At 71.0% G+C, this 21,782-nt stretch carries 20 protein-coding genes; 11 read left to right on the plus strand and 9 right to left on the minus strand.

Annotated elements, in window-relative coordinates; all coding sequences use genetic code 11:
- Positions 1-6 precede the first annotated feature (6 nt).
- The 3 genes from ABZZ74_RS28105 to ABZZ74_RS28115 all read left to right on the plus strand — a co-directional run bounded on the left by ABZZ74_RS28105 (position 7) and on the right by ABZZ74_RS28115 (position 3,936).
- Positions 7-1,350: an ABC transporter ATP-binding protein gene (locus ABZZ74_RS28105; protein ID WP_356769504.1), complete on the plus strand. Its 1,344-nt coding sequence runs from the start codon at positions 7-9 to the stop codon at positions 1,348-1,350.
- Positions 1,351-1,456: 106 nt separating this feature from the next.
- Positions 1,457-2,845, plus strand: a complete 1,389-nt coding sequence (locus ABZZ74_RS28110) for an aldehyde dehydrogenase family protein (RefSeq protein ID WP_356769506.1) — start codon at positions 1,457-1,459, stop codon at positions 2,843-2,845.
- An 11-nt stretch (positions 2,846-2,856) separates the two neighbouring features.
- Positions 2,857-3,936: a Zn-dependent alcohol dehydrogenase gene (locus tag ABZZ74_RS28115; protein ID WP_356769508.1), complete on the plus strand. Its 1,080-nt coding sequence runs from the start codon at positions 2,857-2,859 to the stop codon at positions 3,934-3,936.
- A gap of 186 nt (positions 3,937-4,122) precedes the next feature.
- Here ABZZ74_RS28115 and ABZZ74_RS28120 read toward each other — a convergent pair whose 3' ends face one another.
- The 3 genes from ABZZ74_RS28120 to ABZZ74_RS28130 form a co-directional block, all read right to left on the minus strand.
- Positions 4,123-5,058, minus strand: coding sequence for a DMT family transporter (locus ABZZ74_RS28120; protein WP_356769543.1), 936 nt, complete (start codon positions 5,056-5,058; stop codon positions 4,123-4,125).
- Between the two features lie 232 nt (positions 5,059-5,290).
- On the minus strand, positions 5,291-6,001 hold the full coding sequence (locus ABZZ74_RS28125) for a winged helix-turn-helix domain-containing protein (protein ID WP_356769510.1): 711 nt from the start codon (positions 5,999-6,001) through the stop codon (positions 5,291-5,293).
- Positions 6,002-6,048: 47 nt separating this feature from the next.
- Positions 6,049-6,690 (minus strand): TetR/AcrR family transcriptional regulator, encoded by a 642-nt coding sequence (locus ABZZ74_RS28130; protein WP_356769512.1) that lies wholly within the window; start codon positions 6,688-6,690, stop codon positions 6,049-6,051.
- 93 nt (positions 6,691-6,783) lie between these two features.
- On the opposite strand from ABZZ74_RS28130, the gene ABZZ74_RS28135 reads away from it, so the two are divergent.
- The 3 genes from ABZZ74_RS28135 (at position 6,784) to ABZZ74_RS28145 (ending at position 8,976) form a co-directional block, all read left to right on the plus strand.
- Complete coding sequence (locus ABZZ74_RS28135) at positions 6,784-7,935, plus strand: acyl-CoA dehydrogenase family protein (RefSeq protein ID WP_356769545.1); 1,152 nt, start codon at positions 6,784-6,786, stop codon at positions 7,933-7,935.
- Positions 7,936-8,011: 76 nt separating this feature from the next.
- A complete protein-coding gene (locus ABZZ74_RS28140; RefSeq protein ID WP_208780995.1) occupies positions 8,012-8,257 on the plus strand; it encodes a YiaA/YiaB family inner membrane protein in 246 nt (81 codons plus the stop codon).
- A 92-nt stretch (positions 8,258-8,349) separates the two neighbouring features.
- Positions 8,350-8,976 (plus strand): TetR/AcrR family transcriptional regulator, encoded by a 627-nt coding sequence (locus tag ABZZ74_RS28145; protein WP_208780994.1) that lies wholly within the window; start codon positions 8,350-8,352, stop codon positions 8,974-8,976.
- Between the two features lie 6 nt (positions 8,977-8,982).
- Here ABZZ74_RS28145 and ABZZ74_RS28150 read toward each other — a convergent pair whose 3' ends face one another.
- Positions 8,983-9,444 carry a MaoC family dehydratase gene (locus tag ABZZ74_RS28150; protein WP_356769515.1) on the minus strand — a complete coding sequence of 154 codons (462 nt, stop codon included), beginning with the start codon at positions 9,442-9,444 and terminating at the stop codon, positions 8,983-8,985.
- Between the two features lie 136 nt (positions 9,445-9,580).
- Here ABZZ74_RS28150 and soxR point away from each other — a divergent pair, with 136 nt between their 5' ends.
- Positions 9,581-10,063, plus strand: a complete 483-nt coding sequence (soxR, locus tag ABZZ74_RS28155; RefSeq protein WP_356769517.1) for a redox-sensitive transcriptional activator SoxR — start codon at positions 9,581-9,583, stop codon at positions 10,061-10,063.
- Positions 10,064-10,096: 33 nt separating this feature from the next.
- Here soxR and ABZZ74_RS28160 read toward each other — a convergent pair whose 3' ends face one another.
- The 3 genes from ABZZ74_RS28160 to ABZZ74_RS28170 form a co-directional block, all read right to left on the minus strand.
- Entirely contained in the window at positions 10,097-11,164 is a 1,068-nt protein-coding gene (locus tag ABZZ74_RS28160) for an RNA ligase (ATP) (RefSeq protein ID WP_356769519.1), read from the minus strand.
- 92 nt (positions 11,165-11,256) lie between these two features.
- On the minus strand, positions 11,257-11,979 hold the full coding sequence (locus ABZZ74_RS28165) for a 3-keto-5-aminohexanoate cleavage protein (protein WP_356769521.1): 723 nt from the start codon (positions 11,977-11,979) through the stop codon (positions 11,257-11,259).
- Positions 11,980-12,093: 114 nt separating this feature from the next.
- A complete protein-coding gene (locus ABZZ74_RS28170; RefSeq protein WP_208780989.1) occupies positions 12,094-12,696 on the minus strand; it encodes a hypothetical protein in 603 nt (200 codons plus the stop codon).
- Between the two features lie 245 nt (positions 12,697-12,941).
- Here ABZZ74_RS28170 and ABZZ74_RS28175 point away from each other — a divergent pair, with 245 nt between their 5' ends.
- Positions 12,942-15,722, plus strand: a complete 2,781-nt coding sequence (locus ABZZ74_RS28175; protein ID WP_356769523.1) for a penicillin acylase family protein — start codon at positions 12,942-12,944, stop codon at positions 15,720-15,722.
- Positions 15,723-15,771: 49 nt separating this feature from the next.
- On the opposite strand, the gene ABZZ74_RS28180 is transcribed toward ABZZ74_RS28175, so the two are convergent.
- Both ABZZ74_RS28180 and ABZZ74_RS28185 read right to left on the minus strand, forming a co-directional pair.
- Positions 15,772-17,094 carry a serine-threonine protein kinase gene (locus ABZZ74_RS28180; RefSeq protein ID WP_356769525.1) on the minus strand — a complete coding sequence of 441 codons (1,323 nt, stop codon included), beginning with the start codon at positions 17,092-17,094 and terminating at the stop codon, positions 15,772-15,774.
- Between the two features lie 94 nt (positions 17,095-17,188).
- Positions 17,189-18,421: a DUF1343 domain-containing protein gene (locus tag ABZZ74_RS28185; protein WP_356769527.1), complete on the minus strand. Its 1,233-nt coding sequence runs from the start codon at positions 18,419-18,421 to the stop codon at positions 17,189-17,191.
- A gap of 193 nt (positions 18,422-18,614) precedes the next feature.
- Here ABZZ74_RS28185 and ABZZ74_RS28190 point away from each other — a divergent pair, with 193 nt between their 5' ends.
- Genes ABZZ74_RS28190 through ABZZ74_RS28200 form a run of 3 tightly spaced genes read left to right on the plus strand, consistent with a single transcriptional unit; the run spans position 18,615 to position 21,691 of the window.
- Positions 18,615-19,388 carry an SDR family oxidoreductase gene (locus ABZZ74_RS28190; protein ID WP_356769529.1) on the plus strand — a complete coding sequence of 258 codons (774 nt, stop codon included), beginning with the start codon at positions 18,615-18,617 and terminating at the stop codon, positions 19,386-19,388.
- A complete protein-coding gene (locus ABZZ74_RS28195; protein ID WP_356769531.1) occupies positions 19,385-21,052 on the plus strand; it encodes an AMP-binding protein in 1,668 nt (555 codons plus the stop codon). The genes ABZZ74_RS28190 and ABZZ74_RS28195 overlap by 4 nt, the downstream gene beginning before the upstream one ends.
- A gap of 45 nt (positions 21,053-21,097) precedes the next feature.
- A complete protein-coding gene (locus ABZZ74_RS28200; RefSeq protein WP_356769533.1) occupies positions 21,098-21,691 on the plus strand; it encodes a TetR/AcrR family transcriptional regulator in 594 nt (197 codons plus the stop codon).
- Positions 21,692-21,782 lie beyond the last annotated feature (91 nt).

Below are 21,782 nucleotides of genomic sequence, written 5' to 3' on the forward strand. Positions count from 1 at the left end.
CCGGACATGACACGCGCCATCTCTCTGTACGACGTGACCAAGACCTACACGCGGGGCGTCCGCGTGGTGGACCGGCTGTCGCTGGACATCCGGCCCGGCGAGTTCCTGGTCCTGCTGGGGCCCTCCGGCTGCGGGAAGTCCACGGTGCTCAGGATGATCGCCGGACTGGAGGAGATCACCGAGGGCAGGCTGCTGCTCGACGGCGAGGAGGCGGGCGAACTCCTGCCGTCCGAGCGGAACATGGCGATGGTGTTCCAGAACTTCGCCCTCTATCCGAACATGACCGGCCGCGGCAACATCGGCTTCCCGCTGCGGGTGGAGAACCCCGGCGAGGACCCGCGCCCCAGGGTCGACGCCACCGCCCGCATGCTCGGCATCGAGGACCTCCTGGACCGCTTCCCCAGCCAGCTCTCCGGCGGCGAGCGCCAGCGTGTCGCCATGGGCCGGGCCATCGCCCGCCACCCCTCCGCCTTCCTGATGGACGAGCCGCTGTCCAACCTCGACGCCAAGCTCCGCAACCATCTGCGCGCCGAGATCGCCGCGCTCACCCGGGAGCTGGGCGTCACCACGGTGTACGTCACCCACGACCAGTCCGAGGCCATGTCGCTCGGCGACCGGGTCGCCGTACTGCGCGGCGGCGTCCTGCAGCAGGTGGGCAGCCCGCGCACGGTCTACGCCCTGCCCCGCAACATCTTCGTCGCCGCCTTCATCGGCACCCCCCGCATCAATCTGCTGCGGGGCCTGGTGCGGGCCCCGCTGGACGGCGCGATGACCATCAGCCTGGGCAAACAGTTCCTGCGGCTGCCCGAACCGCTGTCCCTGGACCACCAGTTGCTCCGGGTCCAGCAGGGCCGGGAGGTGATCGTCGGGCTGCGTTCGGAGGCCGTCCGTATCGCCAAGCACAGCTCCGCCCGGCCGGGGGAGGTGCCGCTGACCGGGCTGGTCGAGCATGTGGAGTTCCAGGGGCACGAGGTGCTGGTGCACTTCAACACCGGTTCCCAGCCCGCCGTCGTACCGGATCTGGAGGCCCCGCGCCCCGGGAGGCAGGTCCGGCGGAGACGCGGGGGGACGAGCGTCCTGGGCCGGTTGAAGGACCGGGCGGAGGCACTGCGCGCCGGGCCCGTGGTGGTGCTCGACGGCGAGTCGCGGGACGCGGAGCCGGTCCCGGCCCCGGCCCCGGCCGAGCCGCGTCTCCCCGGTGATCTGGTGGTCCGCACGACGCCCGACATCGATCTGCGCCGGGGACTCCAGGTGCCGCTGTTGGTCGACATCGCCCACCTGTTCGTCTTCGACCAGCATGGTGAGCGGATCTGCCCGGCTCCGGCGAGGTTGCCCGAGCTCGACGGCTGACGGTGCTCACGGACGGCGGTGTCTGGCGTTTCAAAACTACCGTCGCTAGTTTATGTGGCTGTCGGTAGGTTGGGACGCGAACCGCGGCGCTGCCCTGAGGAGCACCATGAAGGCACATGACGGCATGTACATCGACGGGGAGTGGCGTTCCGCCGCGGGCCGGGACGTGATCGACGTCGTGAACCCGGTGGACGAGCAGGTCATCGGGCATGTCCCCGCGGGGACGGCCGAGGACGTGGACGCGGCGGTACGGGCCGCCCGCGCCGCCTTCCCGGGCTGGGCCGCCACCCCGCCCGCCGAGCGGGGCGCGCGGCTGGCCGCCCTGCGGGACGTCCTCGTCGCCCGCAAGGACGAGATCGCCGAGACGGTCACCGCCGAACTCGGCTCGCCGCCGCAGTTCTCGCAGAACGTCCACGCCGCCGTGCCGATCGCCGTGGCGGGCTCGTACGCCGAACTGGCGACGACGTACGCCTTCGAGGAGAAGCACGGGAACTCCACGGTCTACCTGGAGCCGGTCGGCGTGGTCGGCGCGATCACGCCCTGGAACTACCCGCTCCACCAGATCGTCGCCAAGGTCGCCCCGGCGCTCGCGGCGGGCTGCACCGTCGTGCTGAAGCCCGCCGAGGACACCCCGCTGGTTGCCCAGCTCTTCGCCGAGGCGGTCCACGAGGCGGGTGTGCCGGCCGGTGTCTTCAACCTGGTCACCGGGCTCGGACCGGTTGCCGGGCAGGCCCTCGCCGAGCACCCGGATGTCGACCTGGTCTCCTTCACCGGGTCGACGGCCGTGGGCCGGCGGATCGGCGCGACGGCGGGCGCTGCCGTGAAGCGGGTCGCCCTGGAGCTGGGCGGCAAGTCCGCCAACGTCATCCTGCCGAGCGCCGACCTGGCCAAGGCGGTCAACGTCGGCGTCGCCAACGTCATGTCCAACTCCGGCCAGACGTGCAGCGCCTGGACCCGGATGCTGGTGCACCGCGACCAGTACGAGGAGGCGGTCGAGCTGGCCGCCACCGCCGCCGCGAAGTACGGCTCCCGCATCGGCCCCGTGGTGAACGCCAAACAGCGGGCACGGGTGCTCGGCTACATCGAGAAGGGTGTCGCGGAGGGAGCGCGGCTGGTCGCCGGCGGACCCGAATCTCCGCGCGAGCAGGGCTACTTCGTCTCCCCGACCGTCCTCGCGGACGTCACGCCCGAGATGACCGTCGCCCAGGAGGAGATCTTCGGCCCGGTTCTGTCCGTCCTGCGCTACGAGGACGAGGAGGACGCCCTGCGCATCGCCAACGGCACGGTGTACGGCCTCGCGGGTGCCGTGTGGGCCGGCGACGAGGCGGAGGCGGTCGCCTTCGCCCGCCGGATGGACACCGGGCAGGTCGACATCAACGGCGGCCGCTTCAACCCCCTGGCCCCCTTCGGCGGTTACAAGCAGTCCGGCGTCGGCCGCGAGCTCGGCACGCACGGTCTCGCCGAGTACCTCCAGACCAAGTCCCTGCAGTTCTGAGGAGCGTTTCCGTGGTTCGCGCAGCCGTACTGCCCGCAGTGGGCGCCCCGTTGGAGATCACGGACATCGAGCTTCCCGACCCGGGCCCCGGCCAGGTCCGGGTGCGGCTCGCCGCGGCCGGGGTGTGCCACTCCGACCTGTCCCTGACCAACGGCACCATGCGGGTGCCGGTGCCCGCCGTGCTCGGCCACGAGGGGGCCGGCACGGTCGTCGCCGTCGGGGAGGGCGTCACGCATGTCGCCCCGGGCGCCGAGGTCGTCCTCAACTGGGCCCCGTCCTGCGGCAGTTGCCACGCCTGCTCGCTGGGCGAGGTCTGGCTGTGCGCCAACGCCCTGAACGGCGCGGCGGACGTGTACGCCCGCACCGCCGACGGCACCGAGCTGCATCCCGGGCTCAACGTGGCCGCGTTCGCCGAGGAGACCGTCGTCTCGTCGGGTTGTGTCCTGCCCCTCCCCGACGGCGTCCCCCTCACCGACGCGGCCCTGCTGGGCTGCGCGGTCCTCACCGGCTACGGCGCCGTCCACCACGCGGCGAAGGTCCAGCCCGGCGAGACGGTCGCGGTGTACGGCGTCGGTGGAGTGGGCCTGGCGGCCCTGCAAGGGGCCCGTATCGCGGGAGCCTCCCGCATCGTCGCGGTCGACGTCTCCCCGGAGAAGGAGGAACTGGCGCGCGCGGCCGGTGCCACCGACTACGTGCTCGCGTCCGACAACACGGCCCGCGAGATCCGGGGGCTGACCGGCAAGCAGGGCGTCGACGCGGCGATCGAGTGCGTAGGCCGGGCGGCGACCATCCGCACCGCCTGGGACTCCACCCGCCGAGGCGGCCGTACTACGGTCGTCGGCATCGGCGGCAAGGACCAGCAGGTCACCTTCAACGCGCTGGAGATCTTCCACTGGGGCCGCACCCTCTCGGGCTGCGTCTACGGCAACACGGACCCGGCGAAGGACCTCCCGGTCCTGGCCGACCACGTCCGCTCCGGCCGCCTCGACCTGGGCGCGCTGGTCACCGAACGGATCGCCCTGGACGGCATCCCGGCCGCCTTCGAGAACATGCTCGCGGGGAAGGGCGGCCGGGCCCTCGTGGTCTTCTGACCGGTAGGCCGCTGCCTCGGCTCACGGCACCTCCTCGCGCTGCGGCTCGGCCACGACGATGCTCGCCGCGACCGGGACACCGCGACGTCGGCCAGGCACAGGGCCCCGCCCGGGAGGGTCAGCAACATGCTGGCGGGGAAGGGCGGTCGGGCGGTCGTGGTCTTCTGAGCGGTGCGGGGGCCCGGTTCACGGCACTTGCTCGTGCTGCGGCTCGGGTAGGTCGGTGTGGGCCGCCGCCCGGGGCCGCGACCGGGACACCGCGACGCCGGCCAGGCACAGCGCCCCGCCCGCGAGGGTCAGCAGCCCCGGCACCTCGCCGAGCGCCAGCCAGGACATCAGTACGACCAGGGCGGGGACGGCGTACGTCGTCGCGCCCATGCGGCTGGCGGTCGTACGGGCGAGGGCGTACGCCCAGGTCGTGAACGCCAGCGCCAGCGGGAACACGCCCAGGTACACCATGTTGAGCGTCGCCGACACGGGTGCGCGGGCCGCCTCGTGGGCCAGCTGCCCGGCGAACGGCAGGCACAGCACCGCGCCGACCAGACAGCCGAAGGTCGTCACCTGGAGGGCGCCGGCCTGTCCCAGCGCCGGCTTCTGGGCGACGACTCCGGCCGCGTACGAGATCGCGGCGAGCAGACACAGGACGACGCCGAGCACCGAGGAACCGCCCTCGCCTGACATCGACAGTCCGACGGCGACGGCCCCGGCGAACGACACCGCCATGCCCGCCAGCAGACGGGGCGGCATGGGGTCGCCGAGGATCTTCGCGCCGAGCAGGGCGATGAGGATGGGGCCGATGTTCACGACCAGGGCCGCGGTGCCGGCGTCGACCTGCTGCTCGCCCCAGTTCAGGACGACGCTGTAGAAGCCGAACCAGAGGACGCCGGATATCAGGATGCCGCGCCAGGCCGAGCGCGGCGGGAGTCCTGCCCTCCGTATGACCAGGATGACGCCGAGGACGACGGAGCCGGACAGCAACCGTCCCAACGCGAGGGCGCCGGGGGAGTAGGCGGTTCCGGCACTCCGGATCGACACGAAGGCGGAGGCCCAGAGCACGACGGTCACAGCAGCCGCGGCCGCCGCGTGGATGCCGGCGCGGTTCGTCGTCGGACTGGCGTTCATCATGCTCCTGAGGTTAGGCACGGCGAGGAGTGACGGCTGGCGGATATCGGACGGTGGGGTGGGGGAGGGCGGCTGGGGTGTCGTGCCGGGTGCGGGCTGGTTGTGGCCGGTCGCGCAGTTCCCCGTGCCCCTGAAGGAACGGCTGCATCTCTAGGGGCGCGGGGAACTGCGCGACCGGCCCCCACTCACCCGCACTCGGCACACAACCGACCCGCCTTCCCCCCGGCCGTCCTCACCGCAACGCCCCCGGTTCGATCCCCAACAGCTCCCACAGGGCCCGCTCACCGACATCCGTCACCTTCACAGCCCGCTCGGTGCCGATCCGCACGCACCACCCCACCGAGAACGCATGCCGGCACAGCGCCGCCCCGGCCAGACCGGCCAGGTGCGGTCGGCGTTCCGTCCAGTCCAGGCAGGCGCGGGCCAATGGGCGTCGGCTCCCGGGGGCCAGCGCGATACCCGCGGCCCCGAACCAGTCGACCCCCGCATCCGTGAGTGCGAACCCCGTGTCCTGGCGCAACAGCCCCCGCGCGGTCAGCCCGTCGGTCACCGCGATCCCGAGCCGCCCCGCCAGATGGTCGTAGCAGGTCCGCCCCCGCGCCATCGCGGACCCCGCGCTCGACGCCCGCAGCCCCCGCGGCCGTACGGCGTCTCCCGGCGGTACCTGTGCCGCCAGGTCCTCCACCAGGTGGGCGACCCGCGCGTCCGTGAGACGGACGTACCGGTGCCGGCCCTGGCGTTCCTCCGTCAGCAGGCCGCCCGTGACGAGCTTGTCGAGGTGTTCGCTGAGCGTCGACGGAGCGACCCCGGCGTGCCGGGCCAGCTCACCCGCGGTCCACGCCCGTCCGTCCAGCAGCGCGAGCAGACACGCGGCCCGTGTCTCGTCGGCGATCAGCCCGGCGAGCCCGGCCAGCCGCGGTGCCTGGGGATCCCTCGTGGTCATGCGTCCCAGGATGGGGTACGGACACTTCGGCGCCCGCCGAAAGGTCGCTACACCGGCCGCCGTACCTGCTCGTACTGCTGGGAAAGTCCGTCCAGCAGTGCCGTCAGGCCCGTCTCGAAGGCCCGCTCGTCGATCTTCTCCTGCTGCTCGGCGAGGAGGTGGGCCTGCCCGAGGTGGGGGTAGTCGGCGGGGTCGTAGGCGGTCGCGTCGTCCACGAAACCGCCGGCGAAGGAGCCGAGCGCCGAGCCCATGATGAAGTACCGCATCAGCGCTCCGATCGACGTCGCCTGGGCCGGTGGCCAGCCGGCGTCGACCATCGCGCCGTACACCGCGTCCGCGAGCCGGAGGCCGGCCGGGCGGCGGCCGGGGCCGGTCGCGAGGACCGGGACGATGTTGGGGTGGTCGCGCAGGGCGTCCCGGTAGGAGACGGCCCAGTCGTGCAGCGCGGTCCGCCAGTCGCGGCCGTCCTCGAACATCGACAGGTCGACCTGCGTGCTCACCGAGTCGGCGACCGCTTCGAGGATCTCGTCCTTGGTGCGGAAGTGGTTGTAGAGCGAGGGCCCGCTGACCCCGAGCTCCGCCGCGAGCCGCCGGGTGGAGACGGCCGCCAGGCCCTCCGCGTCCACGAGCGCGCGTGCCGTCTCGACGATCCGGTCGGTGCTCAGCAGGGGCTTGCGCGGTCGGGCCATGGCGCACATAGTAGGGCTGCGAAGAGAAACTAGCAGTGCTAATTTAAATGTGCGGATTTCAAAGGTACGAATTTCAAGTGGGGTGATCCCGTGGTGAACCTGGGGCTGAGCGAGGAGCAGACGGCCGTACGGCAGCTGGCCCGGGACTTCGTCTCCCGCGAGATCGCTCCCCATGTCGTCGACTGGGACCGGGCCGAGGAGGTCGACCGGGCCGTGGTGAAGAAGCTCGGCGAGGTCGGCTTCCTCGGGCTGACCGTGGACGAGGAGTACGGCGGCTCAGGCGGCGACCACCTCGCCTACTGCCTCGTGACGGAGGAGCTCGGTCGGGGCGACTCGTCCGTGCGCGGGATCGTGTCCGTCTCGCTCGGGCTGGTGGCGAAGACGATCGCCGCCTGGGGGAGCGAGGAGCAGAAGCGGCGGTGGCTGCCGGGACTCACCGCCGGCGAGTACGTCGGCTGCTTCGGCCTCACCGAGCCCGGCACCGGCTCCGACGCCGGCAACCTGACCACGCGCGCCGTGCGCGACGGTGACGACTACGTCATCGACGGCACCAAGATGTTCATCACCAACGGGACCTGGGCCGACGTGGTGCTGTTGTTCGCCCGCTCCACGGACGCGCCCGGCCACAAGGGGGTCTCCGCCTTCCTCGTCCCGGCCGACACCCCTGGTCTGACCCGCCGCACCATCCACGGCAAGCTCGGCCTGCGCGGCCAGGCGACCGCCGAACTCGCCCTGGAGGGCGTCCGCGTGCCCGCCTCCGCGATGCTCGGCGAGGAGGGCAAGGGGTTCTCGGTCGCCATGTCGGCCCTCGCCAAGGGGCGGATGTCGGTGGCCGCCGGGTGCGTCGGCATAGCCCAGGCCGCGCTGGACGCCGCCGTGCGGTACGCCGGTGAGCGCGAGCAGTTCGGCCGCTCCATCGCCCATCACCAGCTCGTCCAGGAGCTGATCAGCGACATCGCCGTCGACGTGGACGCGGCCCGGTTGCTGACCTGGCGGGTCGCCGACCTGATCGACCGAGGACAGCCCTTCGCCGTCGAGTCCTCCAAGGCGAAGCTGTTCGCCTCCGAGGCCGCGGTGCGCGCCGCCAACAACGCGCTGCAGGTCTTCGGCGGCTACGGCTACATCGACGAGTACCCGGCGGGCAAGCTGCTGCGGGACGCCCGTGTGATGACCCTGTACGAGGGGACCAGCCAGATCCAGAAACTGCTCATCGGGCGCGCGCTGACGGGGGTCTCCGCCTTCTGAACCGCCCTCAGTTCTGAGTACTCCCTAGGTACTTCGGCGGATGTGGGACCGGCCACATCCGCCGACGCTTGTCCCCATGAGTGACACACCGGGCAAGCAGCAGAACACGGCCGCCTTCTACGGCCAGGCCGTCGCCTCCTTCGCGGTCGCCATGGTCGCGACCGCCATCGGCATCTTCAAGCTGAACGCGGACGCCTGGGTCCGGGCCTTCCTGGGCATCGCCGTCCTGTACCTCGTGACCTCCGCCTTCACCCTCGCCAAGGTCATCCGCGACCGGCAGGAGGCGACCGAGCGCGCCTTCCACCCGTTCGAGAAGCTCTGACCGGCCGGACCGCTCTGAACGGGCACTCTAAGCGCTCGCTCACCTTGGGCGGTATGGTGGGAGCTCATGTCGGCGAGAGGGGCGAGCGAGCGATGAGTACGGCGGAGGAGACGGCCGGCGGCGAAGTGGCGCCGTGGGGCGAGGTCACGCCCGACGCGGCCCGGCGGCTGCTGGTCGCCGCCGTGGAGGCCTTCGCCGAGCGCGGGTACCACGCCACGACGACCCGTGACATCGCGGGCCGGGCCGGTATGAGCCCGGCCGCGCTCTACATCCACTACAAGACCAAGGAAGAGCTGCTCCACCGCATCAGCCGGATCGGCCACACCAAGGCGCTGGAGATCCTGCGGACGGCGTCCCGGCGTGAGGGCACCGCGGCCGAGCGGCTCGCCGACGCCGTCAGCTCCTTCGTCCGCTGGCACGCGGGCGGCCGTACCACCGCGCGGGTCGTGCAGTACGAGCTCGACTCGCTCGGGCCGGACGCCCGCGCCGAGATCGTCGCGCTGCGCCGGCAGTGCGACGCCGAGGTGCGCGGGATCCTGGAGGACGGCATCGCGTCCGGGGAGTTCGACGTGCTCGACGTCAAGGGCACCACCCTGGCGGTGCTCTCGCTCTGCGTCGACGTGGCCCGCTGGTTCAGCATCGACGGCCCCTGGACGCCCGACGAGGTCGGCGCGCTCTACGCCGACCTCGTGCTGCGGATGGTCGGGGCCTCGAAGTAGTCCCCGCTAGACGTAGTACCGGGACACCGACTCCGCGACGCACACCGGCTTGTCCCCGCCCTCGCGCTCCACGGTGAAGGCGACGGACACCTGGACGCCGCCCGGCACGTCCTCGACCTTGCTGATCGTCGCCGTCGCGCGCAGCCGGGAGCCGACCGGGACGGGGGCGGGGAAGCGGACCTTGTTGGTGCCGTAGTTGACGCCCATCTTCACGCCCTCGACCTTGATCAGCTGCGGGCCGAAGAACGGGAGCAGCGAGAGGGTGAGATAACCGTGCGCGATGGTCGTGCCGAAGGGCCCCGCCGCGGCCTTCTCCGGGTCCACGTGGATCCACTGGTGGTCGCCGGTCGCGTCCGCGAACAGATCGATCCGCTTCTGGTCGATCTCCAGCCAGTCGCTGTACCCCAGCTGCTCGCCCACCGCCGCCTTCAGTTCGTCGGCGGAGGAGAAGATCCTCGGCTCTGCCATGTCCCGGCCTTCCTGTGTGCCTCTGTGTCCACACCGCTGATGTCCCGCACAAATGTCTAAGCAACTGCTTAGCATGGTCGGGTCGGGACCCCATGTCAACGGATCGTGGCCGGACGGGGTGGGTAGGGTTCGATGAGTGCCCCAGATTCCAGAGAAGATCCACGAGCTCACGGTCGGCCAGCTCGCGACGCGCAGCGGCGCCGCCGTCTCCGCCCTGCACTTCTACGAGTCCAAGGGCCTGATCACCAGCCGGCGCACCGCAGGCAACCAGCGCCGGTACCACCGCGACACCCTGCGCCGGGTCGCCTTCGTGCGCGCCGCCCAGCGCGTCGGCATCCCCCTCGCCACGATCCGCGAGGCCCTCGCCGAACTCCCCGAGGAACGCACCCCCACCCGCGAGGACTGGGCCCGTCTCTCGGAGGCCTGGCGCTCCGAACTCGACCAGCGCATCACCCAGCTCAACCGTCTGCGCGACCATCTCACCGACTGCATCGGCTGCGGCTGCCTCTCCCTGGACACCTGCGTCCTGTCCAACCCGGACGACGTCTTCGGCGACCGCCTGACCGGGTCGCGGCTCATGGTGGAGCGGCGGGGGAACCGCCAGGGGCGGCGACAGTAGAACCGCGCCGCCCCCGCGGAGGGCTGTGCACCCTCACTCGTACTCCGTCCCGCCCTTCCTGGTCAGATAGGCCGGGCTGACCGCCTTCGCTATCGCCCGCCCCCCGGTCACCGGGCTGTACCGCTCGACGGTGGGCCGGACGACGACCCCCTCGCGCAGGTGCAGCCCGCGCCCCGACACGGTCTCCCGCCCGCTCGCGATCTCCAGCACCCGGTCAATGTCGTACGGCCCCTCGTGCAGCCGGGGCACCAACGTCAGCTCCCCGCCCAGCAGTTCGGCCGCGTCCAGCCAGCGCACGGTGCCGTCGATCTCCGCGGACACGTCGAAGACGGCGTACCCGAGGCTCTCGCGTCGCCCGTCGGCGCCGTAGGTGAGGTCCTGGACCCCCGCCCCGTAGACCTCGCCGAAGATCCCGACCCGGCGCGCCCCCAGCCGCTCGGCCAGCCGCGCCGCGGCCTCGGCGACACCGTGCCCGCGCACGGCACGCCAGTACAGGTTGCGCGGATCCTCCTTCAGGGCGAGGGACTTGGCGCCGAACCCCTTGGACGACACGTGCACCCGGCCCGCGTCGGCGAGATACGTGAGCAGGCAGGCCGAACCGTGCAGCTTCTCGGTCAGGACCACATCCTCGCCCGGTGTGAAGATGTCCGGAAACCGCTGGAGGTTCTCGATGTCCACCCAGGGCAGCAGATCGGGCGCGGACTCGACCTCACCGCTCATCGTGGGCGGGATGGGCGGCACCCACTTGGTGATGCCGAGCGTCTCCGCGAAGTCGGTGCCCTCCACAGCGGCCCGCTCGAGATCGACGTCCGCCAGCGCCTTCGGCCGGCACACGATGCCCTGCGACAGCTCACCGCGCAGCCGGACCGCCTTCACCCGGTCGGAGTCCGGACCCGCCAGCCGCCCGGTCAGCCCCAGCTCCTCGATCAGAGCGGCCGGCAGCACGGCCTGCTCGGGGATGTACACGGCCGCCTCGCCGGTGCGGTACGCGCCCTTGGCGACGACCGCCCGGTACAGACCCACCTGGGCCAGTTCGAGAGCGTCGGCGTTGGGGTGTTCGTGGACGGTCAGCACTTCGGCGGTGACGCGCAGCGTCGACATGGGACTCCTCGGTTCCTGGGGCGCTCAGTTCGGTTTCATCGCCTCCCAACTGTCCGGACGGGAAAAGGGTGGAGCGAGCGGATTTACGGGTGCTACCGTCGCGCGCCGCCGTACTGGCTCAGTCCCTCCGCCACCAACTGGGCGTTGGACAGGGCTCGTTCGCCGTCCGGGAGCAGCAGGGTGTCCTCCAGGCCGATACGGGTCAGCAGCCCCAGCCGCCCCGCCAGTCGCAGTACCGGCCAGGCCCCGCCGTCCTCGCCGTGCAGCAGGAGGGGGCGGCCGCAGGCCCGGCCCAGGTCGGCCAGGAGAGCATCGGCGCTCGCCTCGGCCGTGTCCGGCGAGGTGTCCGTCACCTCGGCGAGTACGCGCAACACCCTTGGGCCGAGGGGCGAGCGGGTGAATCGGGCGGCGCCGTCCGTGCCCGACCAGACGCCCGCCTCGACACCCACGCCACGCTCGATCAGTGCGGCGGCGATGTCCTCCGCGCCCTCCTCGTGCCAGTTGACCGAGGCGTGGTCCGGAAGCACCGTCCACTCCCGGATCCGGGCGAGCCGCGCCGCGGGATCCGGTTCCGCCCAGGCGCCCGTCGTCACCCCGACCGGCACGGACACCCGCGCCCGTATCGCCTCCAGCGTCGGCGCGAGCACCCGGGGCGACAACGAGTCCCGTCCGCACGGGGTCTTGGGGTGGACGTGGACGTCCGTGGCCCCGGCCGCGACCGCCCGCGCCGCCGACTCGGCCATCGCCTCCGGAGTCAGCGGAACCATCGCGCCGTCGGCCGCTCCCCGCGGTCCGTTGAGACACACCTGCACCATGTCTCAAGCCTGCCAGCCGCCACCGACAACGGTGCGTGAGCGGGCCCCGCCTGTGGACAACGCGGCGCTTGTGGAAAACAGGGGGTGCGGCATCCCCGGCGCACCCCCGCCGTACTAGGCCGACACCAGCAGCCTGCCGCGCCTCGCGTCCGCCAGGGCCTCGGGCTTGAGCACGGGCCGTGGCACCAGGATTCCGCAGTGAGTGCAGACCGGACCCGAAGAGGGTTCGTGGTCCAGGTCGTAGGTCCAGATCAGCCGCTCCGTGCCGCAGACCGGGCACTCCGCACCCGGTTCGCGCTCCAGCGCGGAGATCAGTCGGCGCAGTACCTCGGCCAGCGGCTCACGGGGGTGAACCCGCGGGTCGTCGCACCACGCCACTCCAAAGCCGCCCCAGGTCAGCCGGTGCCAGTCGTCCACACTGCCCGGCCTGCGCAGCCCGTCGTGCTTCTCCTTGCGACGCCGCTCGGCGAACTCGACCTCGTAGGCCAGCCAGACCGAACGCGCCTCCTCCAGTTCCTCCAGTGCGGCCACGAGCCGCGCTGGGTCGGGGGAGCGGTCCTCGGGACCGAACCCTGCCCGGGAGCACAAATGGTCCCAGGTCGCCCTGTGCCCGTAAGGAGCGAACCGCTCAAGGCACTTGCGCAGTGAGTACCGCCGCAGTGCCAGATCGCACCGCGGGTCGCGGACCTGTCTCGCCAGACTCCGGAAACCGGCCATCGCCCTGCACCTCCGTCACACCTGCACCTGTACTTCGGTCACTTCGGCGTCGTCGTACACGGACTTCGCGTGACTTCACACGACGTCGCCGAATAGACGTATCGACACACGATTCGGCTCCATCCGATTTCCGATGACCTCCATAAGCCGACGCGCCGACTGCCAAAACTTGACGATTGTTCATCTTCAATCCCGGGGATACCGGCGGTAACGTCCCGGCACACCCCTCGTCGGCAGGAGCTGCCATGCCTCGGCGTACCGTGCGCACCACCCTCGACAGACTGAGAACTCCCGGCAGACTCACCGGGTTCCTGAAGTCCGCATCCATATGCGTCCTGATTGCAGGTCTTTTGTCCCCACTGGCCCAGGCCCCGGCCTCGGCCGCGGCCTCCAACGACTACTGCGGCGGCCAGTGTTCCGACATCCTGCCGCCAGGTGAGAACGGCAACGCGACCCTTGCGCAGATCCTCCTCAACCAGGCCTTCGGCTCCCAGCCCGACCACGCCGAGGACCAGCTCGGCCCCTACGCCAACCTCGCCACCGGGTACTCGGGCCTGACCGACGCGAAGATCAACACCTTCTTCAACGACGCGTCGTTCGGGGTCGCTTCCGATCAAGTCGCCTCCACGGAGAAGCCGGCGGGCCGCACCGATGTGACGATCGTCCGCGACAAGAAGACGGGCGTACCGCACATCACCGGTACGACCAGATACGGCACCGAGTTCGGCGCCGGGTATGCCGCCGCTGAGGACCGGCTGTGGCTGATGGACGTCTTCCGGCACGTGGGCCGCGGCCAGCTGACCACCTTCGCGGGCGGCGCCGCCTCCAACCAGGGCCTGGAGCAGGAGTTCTACCGCAACGCCCCCTACAGCGAGGCCGACCTGCAGGCCCAGATCGACAACGCCGTCGCCAACGCCGGCGCCCGCGGCCAGCAGGCCCTCGCGGACGCCAACGCCTACATCGCCGGCATCAACTCCTACATCGACGCCTCCGACTCGGGCCGCTACTTCCCGGGCGAGTACGTCCTCACCGGCCACAAGGACTCGATCACCAACGCCGGTACGATCGACCACTTCAAGCTGACCGACCTGGTCGCGCTGGCCTCCGTGATCGGCTCGCTGTTCGGCTCCGGCGGCGGCGGTGAGGTCAACAACGCGATCTCCCTGCTCGCCGCGCAGTCCAAGTACGGCGTGGAGCAGGGCACCAAGGTCTGGGAGTCGTTCCGCGAGCGCAACGACCCCGAGGCCGTCGTCACCGTCCACAACGGCGAGAGCTTCCCGTACGGCACCAAGCCGGCCACCGCCCAGGGTCAGGCCCTGCCCGACGCCGGTTCGGTGACCACCGAGCCGCTGGTCTACGACGCCACCGGCACCGGTGCCGGCCAGAGCGCCAATGCCGCCTCCCAGGCCGCCACGGCGACCGCCCTCTCCTCAGCCAAGCGCGGTATGTCCAACGCCCTGGTGGTCAGCGGGAAGTACACGGCCAGCGGCCACCCCATCGCCGTCTTCGGACCGCAGACCGGCTACTTCGCCCCCCAGCTGCTCATGCTCCAGGAGATCCAGGGCCCCGGCATCAGCGCCCGCGGCGCCTCCTTCGCCGGCCTGAGCATGTACGTCGAACTCGGCCGCGGCCAGGACTACTCGTGGTCAGCGACCACCTCCGGCCAGGACATCATCGACACCTACGCCGTCGAGCTGTGCCAGGACGACTACCACTACCTGTACCACGGCACCTGCACGGCCATGGACAAGGTCGAACAGGCCAACTCCTGGAAGCCGACCACGGCCGACGGCACGGCCGCGGGGTCGTACACCATGCGGGTGTGGAAGACGAAGTACGGACCCGTGGAGTACCGGGCGACCGTCGGCGGCAAGAAGGTCGCCTACACCACCCTGCGCTCCTCGTACATGCACGAGGCCGACTCGATCATCGGCTTCGAGATGCTCAACGACCCGGACTTCGTGAAGGGACCGGCGGACTTCCAGGCCGCCGCGCAGCACATCAACTACACCTTCAACTGGTTCTACGCCGACTCCCAGCACACCGCGTACTACAACAGCGGTGACAACCCGGTGCGCCCGAGCGGCGTCGACCCCGAGTTCCCGGTGTGGGGACAGGCCGCCTACGAGTGGCAGAACTGGAACCCGACCACCAACACCGCCGACTACACGCCCGCGTCCCAGCACCCCAACTCCGTCGACCAGGACTACTACATCTCCTGGAACAACAAACAGGCCCTCAACTACACGACCGCCAGCTGGGGCGACGGCTCCGTGCACCGCGGCAACCTGCTGGAGGACCGGGTCAAGAAGCTGGTCGCGGCCGGCGGGGTGACCCGAACCAAGCTGGTGCAGGCCATGGCCGACGCGTCGCTCACCGACCTGCGCGCCGAGGACGTCCTGCCCAAACTGCTCAAGGTCATCAACAGCAGTACGGTGACCGACTCCACGGCCGCCGCCGCGGTGAGCAAGCTGCAGGCGTGGGTCACCGCGGGCGGCAAGCGCACGGAGACCTCGGCCGGCTCCAAGACCTACGCCAACGCCGACGCCATCCGCATCCTCGACGCCTGGTGGCCGCTGCTGGTGAAGGCCGAGTTCCAGCCCGGCCTCGGCAGTGACCTGTACACCGACATCACCAACAACCTGCCCATCGACGAGTCCCCGTCGGCCGCGCACGGGCCCACCGGCTCACACGCGGGAAGCTCCTTCCAGTACGGCTGGTGGAGCTACGTCGACAAGGACATCCGGGCCGTGCTCGGTCAGTCGGTGCAGGGCGGCCTGCCGCAGAAATTCTGCGGCGACGGCACCGTGAGCGGCTGCCGGGACGTCCTGATCAGCACCCTGAAGACCGCGGCCGGCCTGTCCGCGTCGACCGTCTACCCCGGGGACTCGCTGTGCTCGGCGGGCGACCAGTGGTGCGCCGACTCGATCGTCCAGCGCACCCTGGGCGGCATCAAGCACTACAACATCAGCTGGCAGAACCGGCCCACCTTCCAGCAGGTGGTGGAGTACACCTCGCACCGGTGAGAATCGGTGACGAACGGTGAGTGCTGTGTGACATAGCACGGGCGGCGGGTCAGCGGATGCGGCCCGCCGCCAGCACCACCCGCGCCAGCTCGGGGTGCACGATGTCGCTGTGCGCCCCGCACGGCGGGTCGCCGCGCCTGACCACCTCGGCGGCGTCGATGTTGACGCACCCCGAGGCGGGCAGCGTGGTGGCCAGCGCGTCCGACAGCGTGTACGCGCGCGTACCGGGCACCGCCTGCACCCCGTCGTGCCCCATCGCCCCCCACTTGGCGCCCAGCACCGACCCCGGATCGAGCCCCTCGACGAGGCCCTCCGCGTCGCCCGCCATCCGGGAGGCCAGTGGATACAGCGTGCCGAGCGCCGAGTCGAAGTGCGAGTAGCAGCACACCAGGGGACCGTCGATCAGGTTCTGCCGGCCCTGCAGCACCCCTCCCGCGTGCGCGTCGAACGGCAGCCGGGCCGCGAACGCGTAGTGCGAGAAGGCCCCTTGGAGCAACGTCACCGACTTCACCGTCCGCACCCCCTCGGGCAGCCCGCCCAGTGCGAACGACACCAGCCGCCCGCCGAAGCTGTGCCCGACCAGATGCACCCGCACCCCGGGCGCGGCGGCGGCCAGCCGCCCGACGACCGGCCCGAGTCCGCGCTCGCCGACCGTCCCCGCGCGCCGCTTCATCGCGTAGTACGTCGCCTGCCGCAGCAGTTCCTTCGCCCCGTCCCAGGGATTCGGCAGCGTGAAGCCCTCCGCCCCGGCACCGGACCGGAGAGAGGCCAGTGCCTGCGCGAAGTCGCAGCAGAGCGTCTCGGAGTCCCCGGTGAACAGCACCGGTTCGCTCTGCGGGACGCCCCCAGCGAGGGTGTCCGCCGCGAACAGCGGCTGCGGCCCGCCCGGTACGACCTCCACCAGCAGCCGCACCAGCCGCCCGAACTCCTCCACCCCGTTCGCGGGCCGCTGCTCCAGCATCCGCGCGATCTGGTCGACGACCGTGGCCCGCCCGGGGAACGTCTCCAGCAGCGCGTGCCGGGTGTCCTTGTCCAGCGCGTCCCCGGGTGCCGTCTCCGCCTCCGTGGCCACCACGGACTTCGGGAAGTCGGGGATCGGCTCGTCGCAGAAGCGCATCGACGGCCAGACGACGCCGACGTACCCGATCCTCGCCTGCGGCGCGAGGTGCGGGACGGGGGCGAAGAAGTGACCGTAGAGCCGGGTCGCGCCCGAGCGGTCGTTGTTCCAGCCGTGCGCGAAGACGATCAGGTCGCGCACGCCGCGCCGCGTCACCTCGGTGAGCAGCCGGTCCCGTTCCTGCCCGTCGACGTCCCCGTCCGCGTCGAAGGTCAGTTCCCAGTACGGAGTCACGCTCATTGTCGGCTGTGCCATCACGGCCCCCTCGTCCCCCGTAGCGGTGCGCTGTGGGCGCATCGTCCTGCGGAGGGACAAGATTGGCCATACGGCGTGACTCGGTTCTATGGACTCATGTGTAGAGAAGGTACTTCCTTCGGGTCCGCCGGAACGCGGCGAGTTCGTCCTGCCAGCCGGCCACCACCTCGTCGGTGCCGGCGCCGGCGTCGATCGCGGTCCGCACGTGCGTGGAGCCCGTGAGCTTGTCGATCCAGTTGTCGGAGCGCCAGGCGAAGCCGCTCCACACCTTCTTCGCGGTCACCAGCAGCGCGATGCCGGTCCGCACGGGGTCGTAGGCGGCACGGTCGTGCACGTGGATCTGGACGCCGCCGATGGTCCTGCCCTGGAACTTCGAGAACGTCGGCGCGAAGTACGCCTCCCTGAAGTGCACGCCGGGAAGGGCGAGTTCGTTCGCGGCGGTGGCCCAGCGGCCGTCGATCCCGTCGGCTCCGAGCAGTTCGAAGGGGCGGGTGGTGCCGCGCCCCTCGGAGAGGTTGGTGCCCTCGAACATGCAGGTGCCCGAGTACACCAGCGCGGTGTCGGGCGTCGGCATGTTCGGGCTCGGCGGCACCCAGGGGAGCGCGGAGGCGTCGTAGAACTCCGAGCGCCTCCACCCCGTCATGAGTACGGTCTCCAGGGGCACCGGAGTCGTCAGGAACTCCCCGTTGAACAGCCGCGCCAGCTCGGCGACCGTCATGCCGTGCGCCTGGGAAACGGGCCGGCGGCCCACGAAGCTCGCGAACTCCTTGTGCAGGACCGGGCCCTGGGCGGACCGTCCGGTGACCGGGTTCGGGCGGTCGAGGACGACGACGCGCTTCCCGGCGAGCTGGGCCGCCTCCATGCAGTCGTAGAGCGTCCAGATGTACGTGTAGAAACGGGCGCCGACGTCCTGGATGTCGAAGACGACGGTGTCGACGCCGGACGCCGTGAAGACGTCGGCGAGTTCGCGGCCGCTCTTGAGGTACGTGTCGTAGACCGGGAGGCCGGTCGCCGGGTCGTCGTAACGGCCTTCCGAGCCGCCGGCCTGGGCGGTGCCGCGGAAACCGTGTTCCGGGCCGAAGACTGCCGTCAGGTTGACGCGGGGGTCTTCGTGCATGACGTCGACGATGTGGCGGACGTCTCTGGTCACGCCAGTGGGGTTGGTGACGATGCCGACGGATTGGTTTTTCAGGGGGGTGTAGCCGGTCGAGGCGAGGCGTTCGAAGCCGGTTTGGAGGTGGCGTGGGGACGTGGAGGCGGGGCGTGCGGTGGTGAGGGGTGTTGCTGCCGTTGTCGCTGCGAGGAATGCTCGTCTGGATAGGCGCATGGGGGGCACGGTATGGCTCCCGCTGGTCGGGAGGAAGCTTGCGGTTGTTCGTGGCTTGTCGCGCCCGCGCGGCGGAGCACATCGATACGGCCCCGCGCCCCTGAGGGCATTTCGGTCACCCTTCCTTTGGACATACCGACCGGTTAGTCTGGCCGTCGCGGGGATGGAGCCGAGCCGCAGTCGAAGGAGACCGATGGTGGAAGCCGTTCAGGGTGCCGGTGTGGTTGTGACGGGCGCCGGAGGCGGGATCGGGGCCGCGCTGGCCCGGAGGTTCGCCGCCGAAGGGGCCCGGGTCGTCGTCAATGACCTGGACGGGGACCGGGCCAAGGCGGTCGCCGACGAGATCGGTGGGATCGCGGTGCCCGGTGACGCCTCCTCCGTCGTCGGCGACGCACGGGACGCCCTCGGCGGGGTCGTCGACGTCTACTGCGCCAACGCCGGGGTCGCCTTCGAGGACGGGGCCCACGGGCTGTCCGCCGACGAGAAGTCCTGGGCGACCGCCTGGGACGTCAACGTCATGGCGCATGTGCGGGCCGCCGAGGCGTTGCTTCCGGGGTGGCTGGAGCGCGGAGCGGGCCGATTCGTCTCCACCGTGTCCGCCGCCGGGCTGCTGACCATGATCGGGGCGCCCTCGTACAGCGTCACCAAGCACGGGGCCTACGCCTTCGCCGAGTGGCTGTCGCTCACCTATCGGCACCGGGGGATCAAGGTGCACGCCATCTGTCCCCAGGGGGTGCGGACCGACATGCTGGCCGCCACCGGGAGCGCCGGGAACCTGGTGCTGCAGCCGACCGCGATCGAACCGGCGGACGTGGCGGACGCGCTGTTCAAGGGGATCGAGGAGGACCGGTTCCTGATCCTGCCGCACCCCGAGGTCGCCGGGTACTACCGGGCCAGGGCCACCAGCCCCGACCAGTGGCTGACCAACATGAACCACATCCAGCAGAAGTGGGAGGAGGTGCGATGAGCGGGTCGGGTTACGCGGACAAGCCGTGGGTGGCGCTGCTGAACGACGCCCAGCGGGCGCCCATCGAACCGGTCGACTCGTTGGTGGACGCCCTGCGGCGGTCCGTCGCCGAGGCGCCCGACCGTGACTTCCTCGCCTACTTCGACGGACGGATCAGCTACCGCGAGGTCGACGAGCTCAGCGACTCGGTGGCCGGGTATCTGGCCGCCCAGGGGCTGGAGCGCGGTGACCGGGTGGCGATCCTGCTGCAGAACTCCCCGCACTTCGTGCTCGCTCTCCTCGGGGCGTGGAAGGCGGGGGCGGTCGTGGTGCCCGTCAACCCCATGTACAAGTCGGGGGAGGTCGCCCACGTCCTGCGGGACGGCGAAGTGGCCGCACTCGTGTGCTCCGACCGCGCCTGGGAGTCGTATCTGCGCCGGACGGCCGCCGACTCGCCGGTGCGGATCGTGCTGACCGGGTGCGAGCTGGACTTCCAGACGCGTGACGACGCGCGCGTGCTGGGCTTCGAGCGGCTGCCGCAGACCGGTGACGCCGAGGACCTGGTGGCCGTGGCGCGCGCGGGGCACAAGGCGCCGGCCGGACGGGACCTCGGCCCCTCCGACATCGCGCTGATCAGCTACACCTCGGGGACCAGCGGCACGCCCAAGGGCGCCACCAACACGCACGGCAACATCATGTACAACGCCGAGCGCCAGCGGACCGGCCTCGCCCTGCCGGACGCGCCCGTCTACTACGCGCTCGCCCCGCTGTTCCACATCACCGGGATGGTGTGCCAGCTCGGCGCCTGCCTCAACAGCGCCGGGACGCTCGTGCTGACGTACCGCTTCGAGGCGGGGGTCGTGCTGGAGGCGTTCGCCGAGCACCGGCCGCACTACACCGTGGGGCCGTCGACGGCGTTCATGGCGCTGGCCGCGCACCCGGACTGCACGCCGGACCACTTCTCGTCGTTCGTCAACATCTCCAGCGGGGGCGCGCCCGTGCCGCCGGCGCTGGTGGAGAAGTTCCGGGCGGGATTCGGGCCGTACATCCGCAACGGCTACGGGCTGACCGAGTGCACCGCGCCCTGCGCCTCCGTGCCGCCCGGTCTGGAGGCGCCGGTCGACCCGGTGTCCGGGACGCTGGCCGTGGGACTGCCGGGGCCGGAGACCGTCGTACGGATCGTGGACGACCAGGGGCGCGAGGTGCCCTTCGGTGAGCAGGGGGAGATCCTGGTGCGCGGGCCGCAGGTCGTCCCCGGCTACTGGCGCCGCCCCGACGCGACCGCCGAGACCTTCCCGGACGGCGAACTGCGCACCGGCGACATCGGGTTCATGGACGAGCAGGGCTGGCTCTACGTCGTCGACCGCAAGAAGGACATGATCAACGCGTCCGGCTTCAAGGTGTGGCCCCGCGAGGTCGAGGACGTGCTGTACACACATCCGGCGGTGCGCGAGGCGGCCGTGGTCGGGGTGCCCGACGGGTACCGTGGCGAGACCGTCAAGGCGTACATCAGCCTGCGTCCGGGCGCCGAGACGGACCCGGACGAACTCGCGGTGTACTGCAAGGAGAGACTGGCCGCCTACAAGTACCCGCGGCAGGTGGAGATCCTGCCCGACTTGCCGAAGACGGCGAGTGGGAAGATCCTCCGTCGGGAGCTTCGTTCCCGCAGGCAAGCAAGCGAATAGAACACCGGAACACGGCAGAACGCCCGGAAGGCAGGTGGCGGCACAGTGCCCAGGACGACGGACGGAGACGGTACGCCCGTCCCGCAGCGGCTGCTGGCCGCCGCTACCCGGCTCTTCGCCGAGCAGGGCTACGACCGCACCTCCGTGCAGGAGATCGTCGAGGCGGCCGGCGTCACCAAGGGTGCGCTGTACCACTACTTCGGCTCCAAGGACGACCTCCTGCACGAGGTGTACGCGCGCATGCTGCGCGTCCAGCAGGACCGTCTCGACGCCTTCGCGAACGCCGACGAGCCGATCGAGAAGCGGCTGCGGGGCGCGGCGGCGGACGTGGTCGTCACGACCATCGAGAACCTCGACGACGCGATGATCTTCTTCCGCTCCATGCACCATCTGAGCCCGGAGAAGAACAAGCAGGTGCGCGCCGAGCGGCGGCGCTACCACGAGCGCTTCCGTGCGCTCATCGAGGAGGGGCAGCAGGCCGGGGTCTTCTCCCGGGCCACCCCGGCCGACCTGGTGGTGGACTACCACTTCGGTTCGGTCCACCACCTGTCGACCTGGTACCGCCCCGACGGACCGATGAGCCCGCAGGAGGTCGCCGACCACCTGGCCGACCTCCTCCTACGGGCTCTGCGTCCCTAGCTGTTCTGTCTCGGGAGGTTGTGGACGGGTGAGCCAGGTCTCAGCTGAGGGATCTTGAACGGGTGAGGGCCTTCCCGTTCGGTGTGGATTG

It is taken from the genome of Streptomyces sp. NPDC006476, from assembly GCF_040612015.1.
GTDB classification, from domain to species: Bacteria; Actinomycetota; Actinomycetes; order Streptomycetales; family Streptomycetaceae; genus Streptomyces; species Streptomyces griseorubiginosus_B.